Raw genomic sequence first — 15,642 nt, 5'->3', positions numbered from 1 at the left:
GCGGTGCGCGAGCGCGGGTTCAGTCTGCTCGAATTGCTGGTGGTGCTGTTCATCGCCGGCCTGCTGACCAGCCTCGCCGTGGCCTGGCTGGACGGCGAGCAGAGCGCTGCGCGCCAGGCCCTGGAGCGACTTGCCGCGGCCGCGCGCAGCCAGGCCGGGCTGGCCGTGCATGCAGGGCAGGTGCAGGGCTTGCGCTGGACGGGCGAACGACCGGAGTTCGTGCGCCAGGTCGAGGGCGACAGCCAGCCGGCCTGGCAGGTCGAGCCGGTGGCCCTGGGCGACTGGCCCAGGGAGTTGCGCCCGGACTGGCCGGCCAGCGACGAGCCGCGTCTGGTGGTCTCGGCCACCGGTCTGGTGCGTAGTGACGCGCTGCGCTGGAGCTGGCCCGGTGGCGTCGAGGTCTGGCGCTGGGATGCCCAGGGGCGGCTGCAGCGGACGTTGCAGCCATGAGGCGCCAGCGCGGTTTCACCCTGCTGGAGGTGACGGTGGCCCTCGGTATTGCCGCCTTGCTCGCCGTCATCAGCAGCCAGGCGCTGCGTCAGCGCCTGGCGGTGCAGCAGAGCGTGCAGCAGCACCAGGCGGGGTTGTTGTGCGCCAGGGAACTGGAGGCGCGTTTTGCCGTGGAACGTTTCTGGCCGACAGGCTCCTCGGCGGCTGGCGTGCTTCGCCAGGGGCTGGTCAACTGCCACTGGCGCCTGCAGCTGCAGGGCACTGGCGTGAACCGGCTGCGCCGGGGCGATCTGAGTTTGTTCGCCGACCGGGACGGACGCGCATCGATGGGCCAGTACCTGGTGTTTCTGGTGCGCCCATGAGAACCGGGCAACAGGGCCTGACCCTGATCGAACTGTTGGTCGCGCTGGCGCTTACCGCCATGCTCGGCGTGCTGCTCGCGGCACTGGTCAGCGGCTGGAGCAGCGTTCGCGAGCGCCTGCAGGACAGCGGGCAAGGCAGCGCCGTGCTGGATTTCTGCCTGGCGCTGGAACGACGTTTCGACACCCTGGTGCTGCGCCAGCTGTATGAGCGGAGGATGCCGCTGGAGGCCCGCTGGCTGGACTGGCACGAGGGGCAAGCTCAGTTGCAGTGGGTGACCCTCGATGCCTGGGCGGGAGAGGCCGGCACCTCGCGCCTGCAGCGTCAGCGGCTGCGCTTCGACGCCCGTAACCAGCGCCTGGGCGTGTTTACCAGTAACGATCTGTACGCCCCTGACCAGGCGCGCTGGGTCGCCCGCGAGCAATTGTCGGGTGTGGACGCCGTGCAGCTGAGCTTTCGCCAGGAAGGACGCTGGGTGGCCGCGCCGTCCCCTGACCTGCTGCGGCCTGACCGCGGCGTACGCCTGACTTTCCAACGTGATGGAGCACCGTATGTATGCACCTTCGCCCTGCCCTGGGGGCGTCTATGAAGCCTGAACGCTGGCGGCGCAACCTGCGTCCCTGGCTGCTGCTGCGGCCCTCGGCAGAGGCTGAGTCGTGGCAGTGGGCCCGCGTGGAGGGCGGTCGGGTCCGCGCGTCGGGCAGCGGCGAGCCGCCGGCAATGGCCAAAGCTCGTGTGGCGCTGCTGATCCCGGCGGAGGTCTGCAGTCACTTTCACCTGCAGGCACCACCGGGGCTGAAGCGTCACGAATGGCCGCTGTTGCTCGAAGACCGCCTGCTGCAGCCCGCCGAGCAGGTATCGATCGGCTGCATCGCCCGACAGCCCGGCTGGCTGGAACTGGTCTGCGTCGATGCGCAGCGGCTGCAGCGCTGGTCGGCGTGCTGCCAGGCCTGGGGCCTTCAACCCGAGCGCTGCTGGGCCGAGCTGCAACTGCTGCCACGGGCAGAACCCTCGCAAGTGCTGGGCTGGCAACGTGAGCCCGGGCTGCAGCTGTACAAGCGTGCCTCGGCCGCGGGACAGCAGTTCTGGCTGGCCTGGCCCGAGACGCTGGGTGAGCCGCCAGAGGCCGGTGGATACGCGGGCGCAGTGGTGCAAACTGACGGCCCCTGGCCGGACCAACTTCCGCCACTCGACAACCTGCCCGGCACCTTCGACCTCCAGACCGGCAAGCGCCGCAGGCTCGCCTCCGGGCTGCGGCTGGACTGGCGCCTGCCCGCGGCCTGCCTGGCCCTGACCATGCTCTGGGGCGGGATCTGGGCAAGCCAGCAATGGCGCCAGCAGGCGCAGTACCAGCAGCAGGTGTGGGCGGTGACCGGCGCTGCCGAGCTTCTGCCCCAGGCTACCCAGCACCTCAGGCGTCTGCGTGAGGAAGCGGACGAGCAGCGCCTGCGCCTGCGTCAGGTAGAGCAGTTGCAGGCGCGTGTCAGCCAGTGGTTGTCGCAGCAGGCTGACTGGCAGCTTGACAGCGTGGCTTACGACGGACGCAGTTGGCGCCTGCGATTGAACGGCGACGGCGATGGCGCAGCTCCCTGGCAGGCGTTCGCCGACGAGGTGGGGGCGGTGGCCCGAGTCGAGCAGCAGCCTGGCAACCTGAACATATCCTTCGACCTAGAGGCCGGCCCATGACCTTCATCTTGTCGCCGCGCATGCGGCAGTGGCTGGCGCTGGGCTGCATCGGCGTGCTGTTGGCTATCCTGGCCGGGCGTGAAGTACTGGCCCGCTGGCAGACGCTGCAACAGTGGCGCAGCCTGGCCACGTCGGCGGCGGCTCTGCAGGTTCGCGCGCCGCTTGCCATCGAGCAGTTGCGCCAATCCGCCGAGCAGGGCCGGCTCAGCATCGAACTGGCCGAGGTGCGCGAGGGCAATTGGCTGCTGACGGGCAGGGTGAGCGATGAGCGACACCTGCACGACTGGTTGCTGCACATTCGCGGCGAAGGGGCCAAGCCTCTTGGCTGGAATCTGCAGCGGGGTGAATCCGATCTCGGCTTCGAAGTGGTGATCAGCCCATGAAGCGACGTGCTGCCTGGTGTGCGCTGGTTTTCCTGCTCACCTTGCTCAGCCAGTGGCCGGCGCGCTGGCTGGCCGAGCCCCTGGCGCTACCTGTGACGGGCTTGAGTGGCAGCCTCTGGCACGGCCAGGCCGAGCGGCTCGCCGAGATCGACCGCCCGGCTTGGCACCTGCAGCCCTGGCGCCTGCGGGCAGACTTCAGCGGGGGCTGGCAGGGGCAGCGCTGGGATCTGCGCATGCAGGGCTGGCCCTGGGACTGGCAGGTGCTGGTGCAACCCGGTGAACGCTATGCCGGCCAAGCCGGCAGCTACCGGTTGGCCGGGCACTGGCAGGGGCGTATTGCATTGCACGGTAGCGCCACTCAGTGCCGGCGAGCGCAAGGGCAGGTGAGCGTAACCTCGCTCGAGTTGCAGGCACCCTGGCAACTGCCGCTGGGCCAGGCCGCCTTGCAGCTGGACTGTTCAGCCGGTATGAAACTGTTGGCGAAGCTGCAGCTGGCCGACCAGCACCAGGCCGAACTGGAGGCGGACATTCTTGGCCGGCGGGCGAAGCTGGAGGGCACCGTCGAGGCAGGGGCGGCGATCTATCCTGTGCTGGTCAGTGCCCAGTGGCTGACACCGGGCGACACGCGTCTGGCACGCAATATTCGCTGGTAGGCAGCTAGGGCCTGATTTCGATCAGCGTGCCATCCTTGACCAGGCTCCAGACCTCGCGCATGTCGTCGTTCTTCATGGCGATGCAGCCTTCGGTCCAGTCCAGCGTATGGAAGAACCACTCCGGGTACTCCTCGTCCAGCGGCGTGCCGTGAATCATGATCATGCTGCCTGGCGGTACGCCGGCTTCCTTGGCCTTGGCCAGGTCGCGGGCGTTGGGGTAGGAGATGTGCAGCGACAGCTGGTACTTGTCGCTCGGCTTGCGCCAGTCGATCCAGTAGAAGCCTTCCGGTGTGCGTAGGTCGCCTTCACGCTGCTTGGCGCCATCGGGCTGTTTGCCCAGGGAAATGCGGTAGGACTTGATGGTTTCGCCGCGTTGCTGCAGGTGCAGTTTGCGTTCGGACTTGAGCACCAGCACCTTGTCCACGGTGCGGCTGCCGGTCGCTGGCGTAGTGCTGGCCAGGGCGTTGAAGCTGAGAGTCAGGCAGAGCAGGGGCAACAACCAGCGCATCGGGGATCGTCCGCAAGGGTCAACGGGGTGTGTAATGGGCACGCAACGCTTCGAGTGGCTCATTGCGTACCGGGAAGGAATTCTGCCGACGGTCGGCGAAGAAGCATTCTAAGGTACGGCCTATGGTCGGGAAAGCCAGCTCTGACCAGGGGATCTGCGATTCCTCGAACAGGCGTACTTCCAGGCTTTCCTCGCCAACAGCGAAATCCAGATCCACCAGTTCGGCGCGAAACATCATGTACACCTGGCTGATATGCGGCAGGTCGAACAGGGTGTAGAGGCTGAGGTCGCGTACACGCGCGCAGGCTTCTTCGAGGGTTTCACGGGCGGCGGCCTGTTCGATGGTCTCGCCGTTTTCCATGAAGCCGGCAGGCAATGTCCAGTAGCCCCGACGTGGCTCGATGGCGCGGCGGCAGAGCAGCACCTGGTCATGCCATATGGGCAGGCAGCCGGCAACGATACGCGGGTTTTCGTAATGCACGGTGGCGCAGTGACCGCAGACATGGCGCATGCGGTTGTCGCCGGTCGGGATCATGCGGGTGACGGGGTTGCCGCACTGATTGCAGAATTTCATGCCCGCTCCTCTTGGTTCTGGCGCTATCTTGGCGGCCGGTGCGATGACCGGCAAGCCTGCTTTACAGGCCGCTCGGCCCTTTCCTCGGGGTTGGGCGGCCGGCTGCTTTCATGCCATGATGCCTGGCAAAACAAGACTCCGAGTATGCCCATGCTGGACGAGTTGCTCCATCGCGTGCGCGGCTACAGCCCGCACCCTCTGGAGACCGAGCGCAGCTTCCCCGAGGCGGCGGTGCTGGTCCCGATTACCCGCAGTGATGAACCTGAGCTGGTGCTGACCCTGCGCGCCAGCGGTTTGTCGACCCACGGTGGCGAGGTCGCCTTCCCGGGTGGCCGGCGCGATCCGGAAGATCGCGATCTGGTAGACACCGCGCTGCGTGAGGCCGAGGAGGAGATCGGCCTGCCACCGGGGTTGGTCGAAGTGGTCGGGCCGCTCAGCAGCCTGGTGTCGCGGCATGGCATTCAGGTCACGCCTTACGTCGGAGTGGTGCCGGACTACGTCGAGTACAAGGCCAACGATGCCGAAATCGCCGCGGTGTTCTCGGTGCCGCTGGAGTTCTTCCGCAGCGACCCGCGCGAGATAACCCACCGTATCGATTACCTCGGGCGCAGCTGGTACGTGCCGTCCTACACCTATGGCGAGTTCCGCATCTGGGGGCTCACGGCGATCATGGTGGTGGAGTTGGTCAACCTGATCTTCGACGATGCGCAAATCGCCCTGCACCAGCCGCCCGAACACTTCATACACCTGCGCTGACTAGCGCCGAGGACTGACGAGCATGAAATACCGTCTGGGAAGCTCCCGTGTCGATGCCCATCCCGATAGTTGGGTCGCGCCAAGCGCCGATCTGATCGGCAAGATCCGCCTGGAGGCGGGGGCCAGCGTCTGGTTCGGTGCGGTGCTGCGCGGCGACAACGAACTGATCCATATCGGTGAGAACAGCAACGTGCAGGACGGCAGTGTCATGCACACCGACATGGGCTTTCCGTTGACCCTGGGCAAGGGCGTCACCGTCGGCCACAACGTGATGATGCACGGCTGCAGCGTCGACGATTACAGCCTGATCGGCATCAACGCGGTGATCCTCAACGGCGCCAGGATCGGCAAATACTGCATCATCGGCGCCAACAGCCTGATTCCCGAAGGCAAGGTGATTCCCGATGGCAGCCTGGTCATGGGCAGCCCGGGCAAGGTGGTGCGCGAACTGACCGAGCAGCAGAAGAAGATGCTCGAAGCCAGTGCCGCCCATTACGTTCATAATGCGCAGCGCTATGCCCGAGAGCTGGTTGTTGACGATGAGTGACGAAAAACCCGTGCGCTCGCCCTGCGTACATGTCTGCGCGCTGGACGAGCAGGACATCTGCATCGGCTGTCAGCGTACGGCTGCCGAAATCACCCGCTGGGGCCGCATGGACAATGCCGAGCGCCGCGAGGTGCTGCAACTTTGCCTGGAGCGCGCCCGCGCCTGCGGCCTGCTACTGACGCCTTCCTGATTCACTGTTCGAGGAAACCCTCATGCCCCGTATTGGAACCCCTCTGTCGCCCTCCGCGACCCGCGTACTGCTGTGTGGCTGCGGCGAGCTCGGCAAGGAAGTGGTGATCGAGCTGCAGCGCCTGGGCTGCGAAGTCATCGGCGTGGATCGCTATGCCAATGCCCCTGCCATGCAGGTGGCGCATCGCAGTCACGTTATCGACATGCTCGACGGCGCGGCCCTGCGCGCGGTGATCGAGAAGGAGCAGCCGAACTACATCGTCCCGGAGATCGAGGCCATCGCCACTGCCACGCTGGTCGAGCTGGAGGCCGAAGGTTTCAACGTGGTGCCGACCGCGCGCGCCGCGCAACTGACCATGAACCGCGAGGGCATTCGTCGCCTGGCGGCCGAAGAACTGGGGCTGCCGACTTCACCATATCATTTCTCCGACACCTTCGAGGATTACGCCGCGGCGGTGAAATCCGTCGGCTACCCCTGCGTGGTCAAGCCGATCATGAGTTCCTCCGGCAAGGGCCAGAGCGTGCTCAAGAGCGACGCCGACCTGCAGCGTGCCTGGGAGTACGCCCAGGAAGGTGGTCGTGCCGGCAAGGGCCGGGTGATCGTCGAGGGCTTCATCGATTTCGATTATGAAATTACCCTGCTGACCGTGCGTCACGCGGGTGGCACCAGTTTCTGCGCGCCGATCGGCCATCGTCAGGAGAATGGCGACTATCAGGAGTCCTGGCAGCCGCAGCCGATGAGCGCCAAGGCACTGGCCGAATCTGAGCGCGTCGCCCTGGCCGTGACCGAGGCGCTGGGCGGGCGTGGTCTGTTCGGTGTCGAACTGTTCGTCAAGGGCGATCAGGTGTGGTTCAGCGAGGTCTCGCCGCGCCCGCATGACACCGGTCTGGTGACGTTGATCTCTCAGGAACTTTCCGAATTCGCCCTGCATGCGCGCGCCATTCTCGGCCTGCCGATCCCGGTGATCCGCCAGATGGGGCCATCGGCATCGGCGGTGATTCTGGTGGAAGGCGATTCGCAGCAGGCCAGCTTCGCCAACCTCGGCGCTGCGCTGAGCGAGGAAGACACGGCGCTGCGTCTGTTCGGCAAGCCGGAAGTCAAAGGCCAACGGCGCATGGGCGTGGCGCTGGCGCGTGACGCCTCCATTGAAACGGCTCGCGCCAAGGCGCTGCGTAGCGCGCAAGCGGTTCGCGTGCAGCTGTGAGCCGGCACGCGCTGTGGTGGCTGGCGACCTTGCCGCTGCTGCCATTAGCGCTGCCTCTGGCCCTGCACACCCGGCGTACGGCGTTGCGCCTGCCGGTTGCGCAGGGCGAGCCGAGCGGCATCGCCGCGGCGCATTTGCCGGGTGAGCCGTTTCGCCTGCTGCTGATCGGTGAGTCGACCGTGGCCGGCGTCGGCGTCACCCGTTTCGATCAGTCTCTGGCGAGTTGCCTGGCCGCTGCCCTGGCCGAACGTCTGGGGCGACCGGTGCGCTGGCGCGCCTGTGGCGAGAACGGCATCACCGTAGCTCAGGCACATGAGCGTCTGCTGCCGCTGGGGCTGGCGGAACCTGCCGATCTGGCGCTGCTGGTATTCGGCGTCAATGACACCACGGGCCTGACTGCGAGCAGGCGCTGGCTGCAGGCGCTTACGGCGATGGCCGATGCGCTGGCAGCTCGGGGTTGTCTCGTGGCGTTCAGCGCGGTGCCGCCGTTACAGCATTTCAGCGCCTTGCCCTGGTTGCTGCGGCAATTGATGGGTTGGCGCGCGCGTTTGCTCGATGGTGAATTGCAGAATCTCGCGCAACGCCTCGGGGCGATGCATTGCGCGCTGGAGCTACCGTTCGAGGCCCACTATCTGGCCGAGGATGGCTATCACCCGTCGGCGCTGGGCTACCGGCAATGGGCGGCGGGGCTTGGCGAACGCCTCACTCCGTTTCTTCAGCGTCCGGTTTGATCTTCTTCACCTGCCACACGCGCACGCTCTTCACCCGGTTTTCCGCGGCCTGGAGGATCTCCAGGCGATAGGGGCCGATCTTCAGGCAGACGCTGCTGTCGGGGATGGTTTCCAGCGCCTCGGTGATCAGGCCGTTGAGGGTCTTGGGCCCATCGCTGGGCAGGTGCCAGCCGAGGGTCTTGTTCACTTCGCGAATGTAGGCGGCACCATCGATGACCAGCGTGCCGTCTTCCTGCGGGTGGATGTCGGGGCTGCGCAGGCTGTCCTGGTTGCTGAAGTCGCCGACGATCTCTTCGAGGATGTCTTCCAGGGTGACGATACCGATCACGTCGCCGTATTCGTCGACGACGATGCCGATGCGCCGCTTCTGCTTCTGGAAGTTGATCAGCTGGGTCGCCAGCGGCGTATTTTCCGGGATGAAATAGGGTTCGTTGCAGGCTGCCAGCAGCGCGTCCTTGGTCAACTGGTTATGCGTCAGCAGGCGGGCGATCTGGCGCATGTGCACCACACCCTCGATCTGGTTGATGTCGCCGCGGAACACCGGCAGGCGCGTGTGCGGCGTGCTGCGCAACTGGCCGACGATGACCTCCAGGTCGTCGTCGAGATCGATGCCGGCCACTTCGTTGCGCGGAATCATGATGTCATCGACCGTGACCCGTTCCAGATCGAGAATGCCCAGCAGCATGTCCTGGCGGTTCTTCGGCAGCTCCGAGCCGGATTCGCGCACCACGCTGCGCAGCTCCTCGGTGGACAGGCTGTCACTGGCGCGCTGCGCCGGATCGACGCCGACCAGGCGCAGCAGGCCGTTGCTGATCACACCGGTCAGCCATACCACCGGGTAGAGCACGCGTTGCAGCAGGCTCAGCACGCGACTGGCAGGGAAGGCGACCAGTTCCGGGCGCAGTGCAGCCAAGGTCTTGGGCGTGATCTCGCCGAAAATCAGTACAACGATGGTCAGGCCGGCGGTGGCGATGGCGATGCCTGCCTCACCCCACATATCGACCGCCAGCACCGTGGCGATGGAGGCGGCGAGAATGTTGACCACATTGTTGCCGACCAGGATGGTGCCGAGCAGGCGGTCCGGGCGGTCGAGCAAGCGGGTCACGCGTTTGGCGCCGCTGTGTCCTTCCTTGGCCAGATGCTTGAGCCGATAGCGGTTGAGGCTGAGCATGCCGGTCTCGGAGCTGGAGAAGAACGCCGAGCAGAGAATCAGAAAAATCAGCAGGCCGAGCAGGTAGGTCGAATGAAGGTCGTTCACGACGTCTGCCTCAGATGTGCAGGATGAATTCGCGCACCAGCTTGCTGCCGAAGTAGGCCAGCATCAGCAGGCAGAACCCGGCGAGGGTCCAGCGAATGGCCTTGTGACCGCGCCAGCCGAGCTGGTGGCGACCCCACAGCAGCACTGCGAACACCACCCAGGCGAAACAGGACAGGATGGTCTTGTGCACCAGGTGCTGGGCGAACAGATCATCGATGTACAGCGCGCCGGACAGCAGCGACAGCGACAGCAGCACCCAGCCAGCGAAGAGGAAGCCGAACAGCAGGCTTTCCATGGTCTGCAGCGGGGGGAAGTTGCGGATCAGCCCGGATGGATGCTTGTGCTTGAGCTGATAGTCCTGCAGCAGCAACAGCACCGACTGGAACACGGCGATGGTGAGCATGCCGTAGGCCAGCACCGACAGCAGGATATGGGCGAGGATGCCGGGGTGTTCGTCGATCGGGTTGATCGTGCCGCTGGGCATGAACTCCGCGGCCAGCACGGTCAGCGTGCCGAGCGGGAACAGCAACAGAAGCAGGTTTTCCACCGGTATGCGCACGCAGGCCAGAAGAATCAGGCCGATGACCGCGCAGGCGATCAGGCTGGCTGCATTGAAGAAGTCCAGGTTGAGACCGTGTACGTCGTACAGCTGGAAAAACAGGCTGACGACATGCAGGCACAAGGCGAGCACACCAAGCGACGCCAGCAGGCGTTTGTCGGGAATGCTGCGCTGCGTCAGGCGCAGACCTTGGTAAGCGGCGGCGCCGGCATAAAGGAGGGCGGCGGCGAGGCTGGGCAACAGAGGGTGCATAAATCCGTGTAAGGCGAGCCCGAAAGGCGCTGAGTGTGGCACAGAAGGGCGTCGACACGAAAGACTGCCGGCGGTGTCGGCGGCTCGGCGACTCCGCTATAATCCGCCGCCTGTCGTACACCCGGCGCGCCGGGTCGCACCTATCAAAGGAACGCGCATGTTCGAAAATCTAACCGATCGCCTGTCTCAGACGCTGCGTAACGTCACGGGCAAGGCCAAGCTGACCGAAGACAATATCAAGGATACGCTGCGCGAAGTGCGTATGGCCCTGCTCGAGGCCGACGTGGCCCTGCCGGTGGTCAAGGACTTCGTCGGCAAGGTCAAGGAGCGTGCCGTCGGCACCGAGGTGTCCAAGAGCCTGACCCCGGGCCAGGCATTCGTGAAGATCGTCCGCGCCGAGCTGGAAGAACTCATGGGCGCGGCCAACGAGGACCTGGCGCTCAACGCCACGCCGCCTGCCGTGGTGCTGATGGCCGGCCTGCAGGGCGCGGGCAAGACCACCACCGCCGGCAAGCTGGCCAAGTTCCTCAAGGAGCGCAAGAAGAAATCGGTGCTGCTGGTGTCCGCCGACGTCTATCGTCCGGCTGCGATCAAGCAGCTGGAAACCCTGGCCGGCGACCTCGGCGTCACCTTCTTCCCCTCCGATGCCAGTCAGAAGCCGGTGGACATCGCCAATGCGGCCATCCGCGAAGCCAAGCTGAAGTTCATCGACGTGGTCATTCTCGATACCGCCGGCCGTTTGGCCGTGGACGCCGAGATGATGGCCGAGATCCAGGCGCTGCATGCGGCGGTCAAGCCGGTTGAAACCCTGTTCGTGGTCGATGCCATGACCGGTCAGGACGCCGCCAACACGGCCAAGGCGTTCAGCGATGCGCTGCCGCTGACCGGTGTGGTGCTGACCAAGGTCGACGGTGACGCTCGCGGCGGTGCCGCGCTGTCGGTGCGCCACATCACCGGCAAGCCGATCAAGTTCATCGGTATGGGCGAGAAGAGCGACGCGCTCGAGCCGTTCCACCCGGATCGTATCGCCTCGCGCATCCTGGGCATGGGCGACGTGCTCAGCCTGATCGAACAGGCCGAACAGACCCTCGATCGCGAGAAGGCCGAGAAGCTCACCAAGAAGCTGAAGAAGGGCAAGGGCTTCGACCTCGAAGACTTCCGCGACCAGCTGCAACAGATGAAGAACATGGGTGGCCTTGGCGGCCTGATGGACAAACTGCCGTCCATCGGTGGCGTCAACCTGTCGCAGATGGGCAGTGCCCAGGGCGCGGCCGAGAAGCAGTTCAAGCAGATGGAAGCGATCATCAACTCGATGACGCCTGCCGAGCGCCGCGATCCGGACATCATCAGCGGCTCGCGCAAGCGCCGCATCGCCCTGGGCTCCGGTACTCAGGTGCAGGACATCGGGCGGCTGATCAAACAGCACAAGCAGATGCAGAAGATGATGAAGAAATTCACCGCCAAGGGCGGCATGGCCAAGATGATGCGCGGTATGGGCGGCATGCTTCCCGGTGGCGGCGGAATGCCGAAATTCTAGGAAAGCAGCCACAAGCCACGAGCTTCAAGCCGCAAGAAAGAGCTGCAGTCTGAAAATCTGCTTTTACTTGTAGCTTGTGGCTTGAAGCCTACCGCTTTTGCTCATAGAATATGCGGCCTTTCGGGCCTAGGCCCATTTTTGATGTGTGCCTCAAGTTAGCACCGACTACAGGAACGATGTTCTCATGGTAACTATTCGTCTCGCTCGCGGCGGCTCCAAAAAGCGCCCCTTCTACCACCTGACCGTGACCAACAGCCGCAATGCGCGCGACGGTCGCTTCGTAGAGCGTATCGGTTTCTTCAATCCGATCGCCTCGGGTGCTGAAGTCAAGCTGTCCGTAAACCAAGAGCGCGCTACCTACTGGCTGAGCCAGGGTGCACAGCCGTCTGAGCGCGTTGCTCAGCTGCTCAAGGAAGCTGCCAAGGCTGCTGCCTAAGCATCTTCTATGAGTACGACGCCGGCCGTCGCCGAGGATCTGATCGTTCTCGGCAAGATTGTTTCGGTGCACGGCGTCAAGGGTGAAGTGAAGGTGTACTCCTTTACCGATCCCATCGATAACGTGCTCGATTACCGCCACTGGACGCTCAAGCGTGACGGTGAGGTAAAGAAAGTGGAATTGGCCAGCGGCCGCCTGCAAGGCAAGGTGCTGGTAGCCAAGTTGAAGGGTCTGGATGATCGCGAAATTGCGCGTACCTACGCCGGTTTCGAGATCTGCGTGCCGCGTAGCGAGCTGCCGGACCTGGATGACGGCGAGTTCTACTGGTACCAGTTGCAGGGCTTGAAGGTCATCGATCAGGCGGGGCAGTTGCTCGGCATGGTCGACCATCTGTTCGAGACCGGTGCCAACGATGTGATGGTGGTCAGGGCTTGCGCAGGCAGCCTGGATGATCGCGAGCGTCTGCTGCCCTACACGGACCAGTGCGTGCTTTCGATCGATCTGGCGGCTGGCGAGATGCGGGTCGACTGGGATGCGGATTTCTAAGGCTCATGCGCGTAGAAGTCATCACCCTGTTCCCGGAAATGTTCGCCGCCATCGGCGAGTACGGCATCACCAGTCGTGCGGTCAGGCAGGAGCTGCTCAAGCTCAACTGCTGGAACCCGCGGGACTACACGACGGATCGCCACCATACGGTGGATGACCGCCCCTTCGGCGGTGGTCCGGGGATGGTGATGAAGATCAAGCCTCTCGAGGACGCTTTGGCCAGTGCCAGGCAGGCCGCGGGGGAGACGGCGAAGGTGATCTACCTGTCGCCGCAGGGGCGTAGTCTGAATCAGGCTGCGGTCCGCGAGCTGGCGCAGGAGGATGCATTGATCCTGATCGCCGGTCGTTATGAAGGCATCGACGAGCGTTTCATCGAGACGCATGTCGATGAGGAATGGTCGATTGGCGACTACGTCCTGTCCGGCGGTGAGCTGCCGGCCATGGTGCTGATCGATGCGGTGACGCGCCTTTTGCCTGGTGCATTGGGTCATGCCGATTCGGCCGAGGAGGACTCCTTTACGGATGGCCTGCTCGACTGCCCGCACTACACCCGCCCGGAGGTGTATGCGGATAAACGTGTTCCCGAAGTGTTGCTTAGTGGCAACCACGAACACATCCGGCGCTGGCGTTTGCAGCAGTCCCTTGGTCGGACCTGGGAACGCCGCGCTGATCTTCTGGATAGCCGCTCGCTTTCTGGAGAAGAGAAGAAGCTGCTGGAGGAATACATCCGCCAGCGGGACGATAGTTAACGTATCGATGGCAGGCCGGGAGGCTTGTCTTAGGAGCGAAGCATGACCAACAAAATTATCCAGATGCTCGAAGCCGAGCAAATGAACAAAGAAATCCCGACTTTCGCACCGGGCGACACCGTTGTCGTGCAAGTGAAAGTGAAGGAAGGCGACCGTCAGCGTCTGCAGGCTTTCGAAGGCGTCGTGATCGCCAAGCGTAACCGCGGCCTGAACAGCGCTTTCACCGTGCGCAAGATCTCCAGCGGTGTTGGCGTCGAGCGTACCTTCCAGACCTACTCGCCGCTGGTCGACAGCCTGAGCGTCAAGCGTCGCGGTGACGTACGCAAAGCCAAGCTGTACTACCTGCGCGACCTGTCCGGCAAAGCCGCGCGCATCAAGGAAAAGCTGTCCTAAGTTCGGACGCTTCTCTGGAAAAGCAGCCTACGGGCTGCTTTTTTCGTTTCTGGCGTCCAGTAATCATGAGTAGCAGTGGCATGACTCCAAGAGAGCAAGAAATCCAGCGGCGCATCGCGCTATCGGAAACCCGTGTGACCAAGGCGGTGTTTCCGCCGACGACCAATCACCACAACACCCTGTTCGGCGGCACCGCGCTGGCCTGGATGGACGAGGTGTCGTTCATCGCCGCCACGCGCTTCTGCCGTTTGCCGCTGGTGACGGTGTCCAGCGATCGGATCGACTTCAAGCATGCGATACCGGCCGGCTCGATCGTCGAGCTGATCGGGCGGGTGATTAAGGCCGGCAATACCAGCCTCAAGGTGGAGGTCGAGGTATTCGTCGAGGGGCTGTATCAGGAAGGACGTGAGCGGGCGATCAGCGGTAGCTTCAGTTTCGTCGCTGTCGATGAGCAGCAAAAGCCCGTGCCGGTCTTGCCAGGCTTCGTTAGCTAGTCAGATGCCTGCCTGAATGTCAGGCTGGTCTGCTGGTGCGTCGGGTGCAGGCTGTGGAACACTTGCCTGCCCTGTAATTGAAGGTCACTCGATGCCTGCGCTGACTCACCCTCTAATCGAGCGCTTCCTCGAGGCGCTGTGGCTGGAAAAGGGGCTCTCGGCCCACACTCAGGCTGCCTACCGCAGCGATCTGGAACACTTCAATGCCTGGCTCGATGCGCGCGGCCTGGCGCTGCAGCACATTGGTCGCGATGCCATTCTCGATCATCTGGCCTGGCGCCTCGAGCAGGGCTATCAGGCGCGCTCCACGGCGCGCTTTCTCTCCGGGGTGCGCGGTTTCTACCGTTTCCTGCTGCGTGAAACGCTGATCAGTGAAGACCCAACCTTGCAGGTCGAGCTGCCGCAGATCGGTCGCCCATTGCCCAAGTCGTTGTCCGAAGCGGATGTCGAGGCGCTGCTGCAGGCGCCGGACCTGGATGACCCCATTGGCCTGCGTGATCGCGCCATGCTCGAAGTACTCTATGCCTGCGGCTTGCGCGTCAGCGAGCTGGTTGGTCTGACGCTGGAGCAGGTCAATCTGCGCCAGGGCGTGTTGCGGGTGTTCGGCAAGGGCAGCAAGGAGCGTCTGGTGCCGCTGGGCGAGGAGGCCATCGCCTGGATCGAGCGTTACATGCGCGAGGCGCGCCCGCTGTTGCTTGGCGGCAAGCCAAGTGATGTGCTGTTCCCCAGTCTGCGTGGCGAGCAGATGACCCGGCAGACCTTCTGGCATCGCATCAAGCACCAGGCGCAGGTCGCCGGTATCAGCAAGGCGCTGTCGCCGCATACCTTGCGCCATGCCTTCGCCACGCATCTGCTCAATCACGGCGCCGACCTGCGCGTGGTGCAGATGCTGCTGGGTCACAGCGACCTGTCCACTACGCAGATCTACACGCATATCGCGCGTGCCCGCCTGCAGGAGCTGCATGCGCAACACCACCCGCGTGGCTGACTGGCCATAAACGAAACCCCGTCACCGTTGCCGGTGGCGGGGTTTCGCTGTGCTTGGCGAGCGGCTCGGGGCGATCAGCTCTGCAGTGTGCAGGCGCTGGAAAGTTGCTCGTAGCTGAGGGTTTCCACCTCACCCGCACTGTTGCGGTAGGTCATCTGCGCCGTGACCACTTCGCACTGGGCGCTATTGGGCACGTCGATGGAAATCATCTTGGCGATATCCAGGTTCTGGCCGTAGCGGTAGGGCGTGGCCTCGGCGCTGTGGGCCAGGGTGGTGAGCAATGCGCTGAGAGCGATGGCGGTCAGTGCGGGGGCGAACAGGGTGCGGGTTTTCATGGTGGTTCTCCTCTTGGCGCCGCGCTCGGGCTATGGCTGCGAGCGCTGGCTGC

The 15,642-nt window shown here is 64.3% G+C and carries 23 protein-coding genes; 18 read left to right on the top strand and 5 right to left on the bottom strand.

All coding sequences use genetic code 11. The features are described 5' to 3' along the window. Nucleotides 1-3 precede the first annotated feature (3 nt). Genes gspH through B2U07_RS07855 form a run of 6 tightly spaced genes read left to right on the top strand, consistent with a single transcriptional unit; the run spans nt 4 to nt 3,532 of the window. Nucleotides 4-450 (top strand): type II secretion system minor pseudopilin GspH, encoded by a 447-nt coding sequence (gspH, locus tag B2U07_RS07880; RefSeq protein ID WP_275545952.1) that lies wholly within the window; start codon nt 4-6, stop codon nt 448-450. Further along, nucleotides 447-812, top strand: a complete 366-nt coding sequence (locus B2U07_RS07875) for a prepilin-type N-terminal cleavage/methylation domain-containing protein (RefSeq protein WP_275545951.1) — start codon at nt 447-449, stop codon at nt 810-812. Before gspH ends, B2U07_RS07875 begins: the two co-directional genes overlap by 4 nt. Continuing rightward, nucleotides 809-1,399, top strand: a complete 591-nt coding sequence (locus tag B2U07_RS07870; RefSeq protein WP_275545950.1) for a PulJ/GspJ family protein — start codon at nt 809-811, stop codon at nt 1,397-1,399. The genes B2U07_RS07875 and B2U07_RS07870 overlap by 4 nt, the downstream gene beginning before the upstream one ends. Beyond that, nucleotides 1,396-2,496: a type II secretion system protein GspL gene (gspL, locus tag B2U07_RS07865; RefSeq protein ID WP_275545949.1), complete on the top strand. Its 1,101-nt coding sequence runs from the start codon at nt 1,396-1,398 to the stop codon at nt 2,494-2,496. The genes B2U07_RS07870 and gspL overlap by 4 nt, the downstream gene beginning before the upstream one ends. Next, entirely contained in the window at nt 2,493-2,879 is a 387-nt protein-coding gene (gene gspM, locus B2U07_RS07860; protein WP_275545948.1) for a type II secretion system protein GspM, read from the top strand. Before gspL ends, gspM begins: the two co-directional genes overlap by 4 nt. Next, on the top strand, nt 2,876-3,532 hold the full coding sequence (locus B2U07_RS07855; RefSeq protein WP_275545947.1) for a general secretion pathway protein GspN: 657 nt from the start codon (nt 2,876-2,878) through the stop codon (nt 3,530-3,532). The genes gspM and B2U07_RS07855 overlap by 4 nt, the downstream gene beginning before the upstream one ends. A gap of 4 nt (nt 3,533-3,536) precedes the next feature. Here the strand turns inward: B2U07_RS07855 and B2U07_RS07850 are convergent, their stop codons facing one another. Then, the gene (locus tag B2U07_RS07850; protein ID WP_275545946.1) at nt 3,537-4,040 is read right to left on the bottom strand and encodes a L,D-transpeptidase family protein; all 504 of its coding nucleotides are present in this window, start codon (nt 4,038-4,040) and stop codon (nt 3,537-3,539) included. 19 nt (nt 4,041-4,059) lie between these two features. Next, nucleotides 4,060-4,614 carry an NUDIX hydrolase gene (locus B2U07_RS07845; protein WP_275545945.1) on the bottom strand — a complete coding sequence of 185 codons (555 nt, stop codon included), beginning with the start codon at nt 4,612-4,614 and terminating at the stop codon, nt 4,060-4,062. 150 nt (nt 4,615-4,764) lie between these two features. On the opposite strand from B2U07_RS07845, the gene B2U07_RS07840 reads away from it, so the two are divergent. From B2U07_RS07840 to B2U07_RS07820, 5 genes are read left to right on the top strand one after another with little or no spacing between them, the layout of a single operon-like run. Continuing rightward, nucleotides 4,765-5,370 (top strand): CoA pyrophosphatase, encoded by a 606-nt coding sequence (locus B2U07_RS07840; protein WP_275545944.1) that lies wholly within the window; start codon nt 4,765-4,767, stop codon nt 5,368-5,370. Between the two features lie 22 nt (nt 5,371-5,392). Beyond that, nucleotides 5,393-5,917 (top strand): gamma carbonic anhydrase family protein, encoded by a 525-nt coding sequence (locus tag B2U07_RS07835; protein WP_275545943.1) that lies wholly within the window; start codon nt 5,393-5,395, stop codon nt 5,915-5,917. Next, nucleotides 5,910-6,107, top strand: coding sequence for a DUF1289 domain-containing protein (locus tag B2U07_RS07830; RefSeq protein ID WP_275545942.1), 198 nt, complete (start codon nt 5,910-5,912; stop codon nt 6,105-6,107). The genes B2U07_RS07835 and B2U07_RS07830 overlap by 8 nt, the downstream gene beginning before the upstream one ends. A gap of 22 nt (nt 6,108-6,129) precedes the next feature. Next, a complete protein-coding gene (gene purT, locus B2U07_RS07825) occupies nt 6,130-7,311 on the top strand; it encodes a formate-dependent phosphoribosylglycinamide formyltransferase (RefSeq protein ID WP_275545941.1) in 1,182 nt (393 codons plus the stop codon). Continuing rightward, nucleotides 7,308-8,042, top strand: coding sequence for an SGNH/GDSL hydrolase family protein (locus B2U07_RS07820; protein WP_275545940.1), 735 nt, complete (start codon nt 7,308-7,310; stop codon nt 8,040-8,042). Before purT ends, B2U07_RS07820 begins: the two co-directional genes overlap by 4 nt. Here B2U07_RS07820 and B2U07_RS07815 read toward each other — a convergent pair. Next, nucleotides 8,014-9,300 carry an HlyC/CorC family transporter gene (locus B2U07_RS07815; protein WP_275545939.1) on the bottom strand — a complete coding sequence of 429 codons (1,287 nt, stop codon included), beginning with the start codon at nt 9,298-9,300 and terminating at the stop codon, nt 8,014-8,016. The genes B2U07_RS07820 and B2U07_RS07815 overlap by 29 nt on opposite strands. A 10-nt stretch (nt 9,301-9,310) precedes the next feature. After that, a complete protein-coding gene (locus B2U07_RS07810; RefSeq protein WP_197858512.1) occupies nt 9,311-10,111 on the bottom strand; it encodes a cytochrome C assembly family protein in 801 nt (266 codons plus the stop codon). Nucleotides 10,112-10,268: 157 nt separating this feature from the next. Here B2U07_RS07810 and ffh point away from each other — a divergent pair, with 157 nt between their 5' ends. The 7 genes from ffh (at nt 10,269) to xerD (ending at nt 15,254) form a co-directional block, all read left to right on the top strand. After that, on the top strand, nt 10,269-11,648 hold the full coding sequence (gene ffh / locus B2U07_RS07805; protein WP_275545938.1) for a signal recognition particle protein: 1,380 nt from the start codon (nt 10,269-10,271) through the stop codon (nt 11,646-11,648). Nucleotides 11,649-11,832: 184 nt separating this feature from the next. Further along, a complete protein-coding gene (gene rpsP, locus B2U07_RS07800; protein WP_009403592.1) occupies nt 11,833-12,084 on the top strand; it encodes a 30S ribosomal protein S16 in 252 nt (83 codons plus the stop codon). Nucleotides 12,085-12,093: 9 nt separating this feature from the next. Continuing rightward, on the top strand, nt 12,094-12,630 hold the full coding sequence (gene rimM / locus B2U07_RS07795; RefSeq protein WP_275545937.1) for a ribosome maturation factor RimM: 537 nt from the start codon (nt 12,094-12,096) through the stop codon (nt 12,628-12,630). Between the two features lie 5 nt (nt 12,631-12,635). After that, a complete protein-coding gene (trmD, locus tag B2U07_RS07790; protein WP_143499718.1) occupies nt 12,636-13,379 on the top strand; it encodes a tRNA (guanosine(37)-N1)-methyltransferase TrmD in 744 nt (247 codons plus the stop codon). Between the two features lie 42 nt (nt 13,380-13,421). Further along, the gene (gene rplS / locus B2U07_RS07785) at nt 13,422-13,772 is read left to right on the top strand and encodes a 50S ribosomal protein L19 (protein WP_003246155.1); all 351 of its coding nucleotides are present in this window, start codon (nt 13,422-13,424) and stop codon (nt 13,770-13,772) included. 80 nt (nt 13,773-13,852) lie between these two features. Then, on the top strand, nt 13,853-14,266 hold the full coding sequence (locus B2U07_RS07780) for an acyl-CoA thioesterase (RefSeq protein ID WP_275545936.1): 414 nt from the start codon (nt 13,853-13,855) through the stop codon (nt 14,264-14,266). Nucleotides 14,267-14,357: 91 nt separating this feature from the next. Next, nucleotides 14,358-15,254 carry a site-specific tyrosine recombinase XerD gene (gene xerD, locus B2U07_RS07775; protein WP_275545935.1) on the top strand — a complete coding sequence of 299 codons (897 nt, stop codon included), beginning with the start codon at nt 14,358-14,360 and terminating at the stop codon, nt 15,252-15,254. Between the two features lie 74 nt (nt 15,255-15,328). On the opposite strand, the gene B2U07_RS07770 is transcribed toward xerD, so the two are convergent. Beyond that, the gene (locus B2U07_RS07770) at nt 15,329-15,589 is read right to left on the bottom strand and encodes a DUF2790 domain-containing protein (protein ID WP_296276709.1); all 261 of its coding nucleotides are present in this window, start codon (nt 15,587-15,589) and stop codon (nt 15,329-15,331) included. Nucleotides 15,590-15,642 lie beyond the last annotated feature (53 nt).

The sequence above is a fragment of the Pseudomonas sp. UBA7530 genome, from assembly GCF_002479365.1.
Taxonomy (GTDB): Bacteria; Pseudomonadota; Gammaproteobacteria; order Pseudomonadales; family Pseudomonadaceae; genus Aquipseudomonas.
The sequence above is the reverse complement of the archived record's forward strand: the minus strand, read 5'-3'. Positions and strand labels throughout refer to the sequence as shown.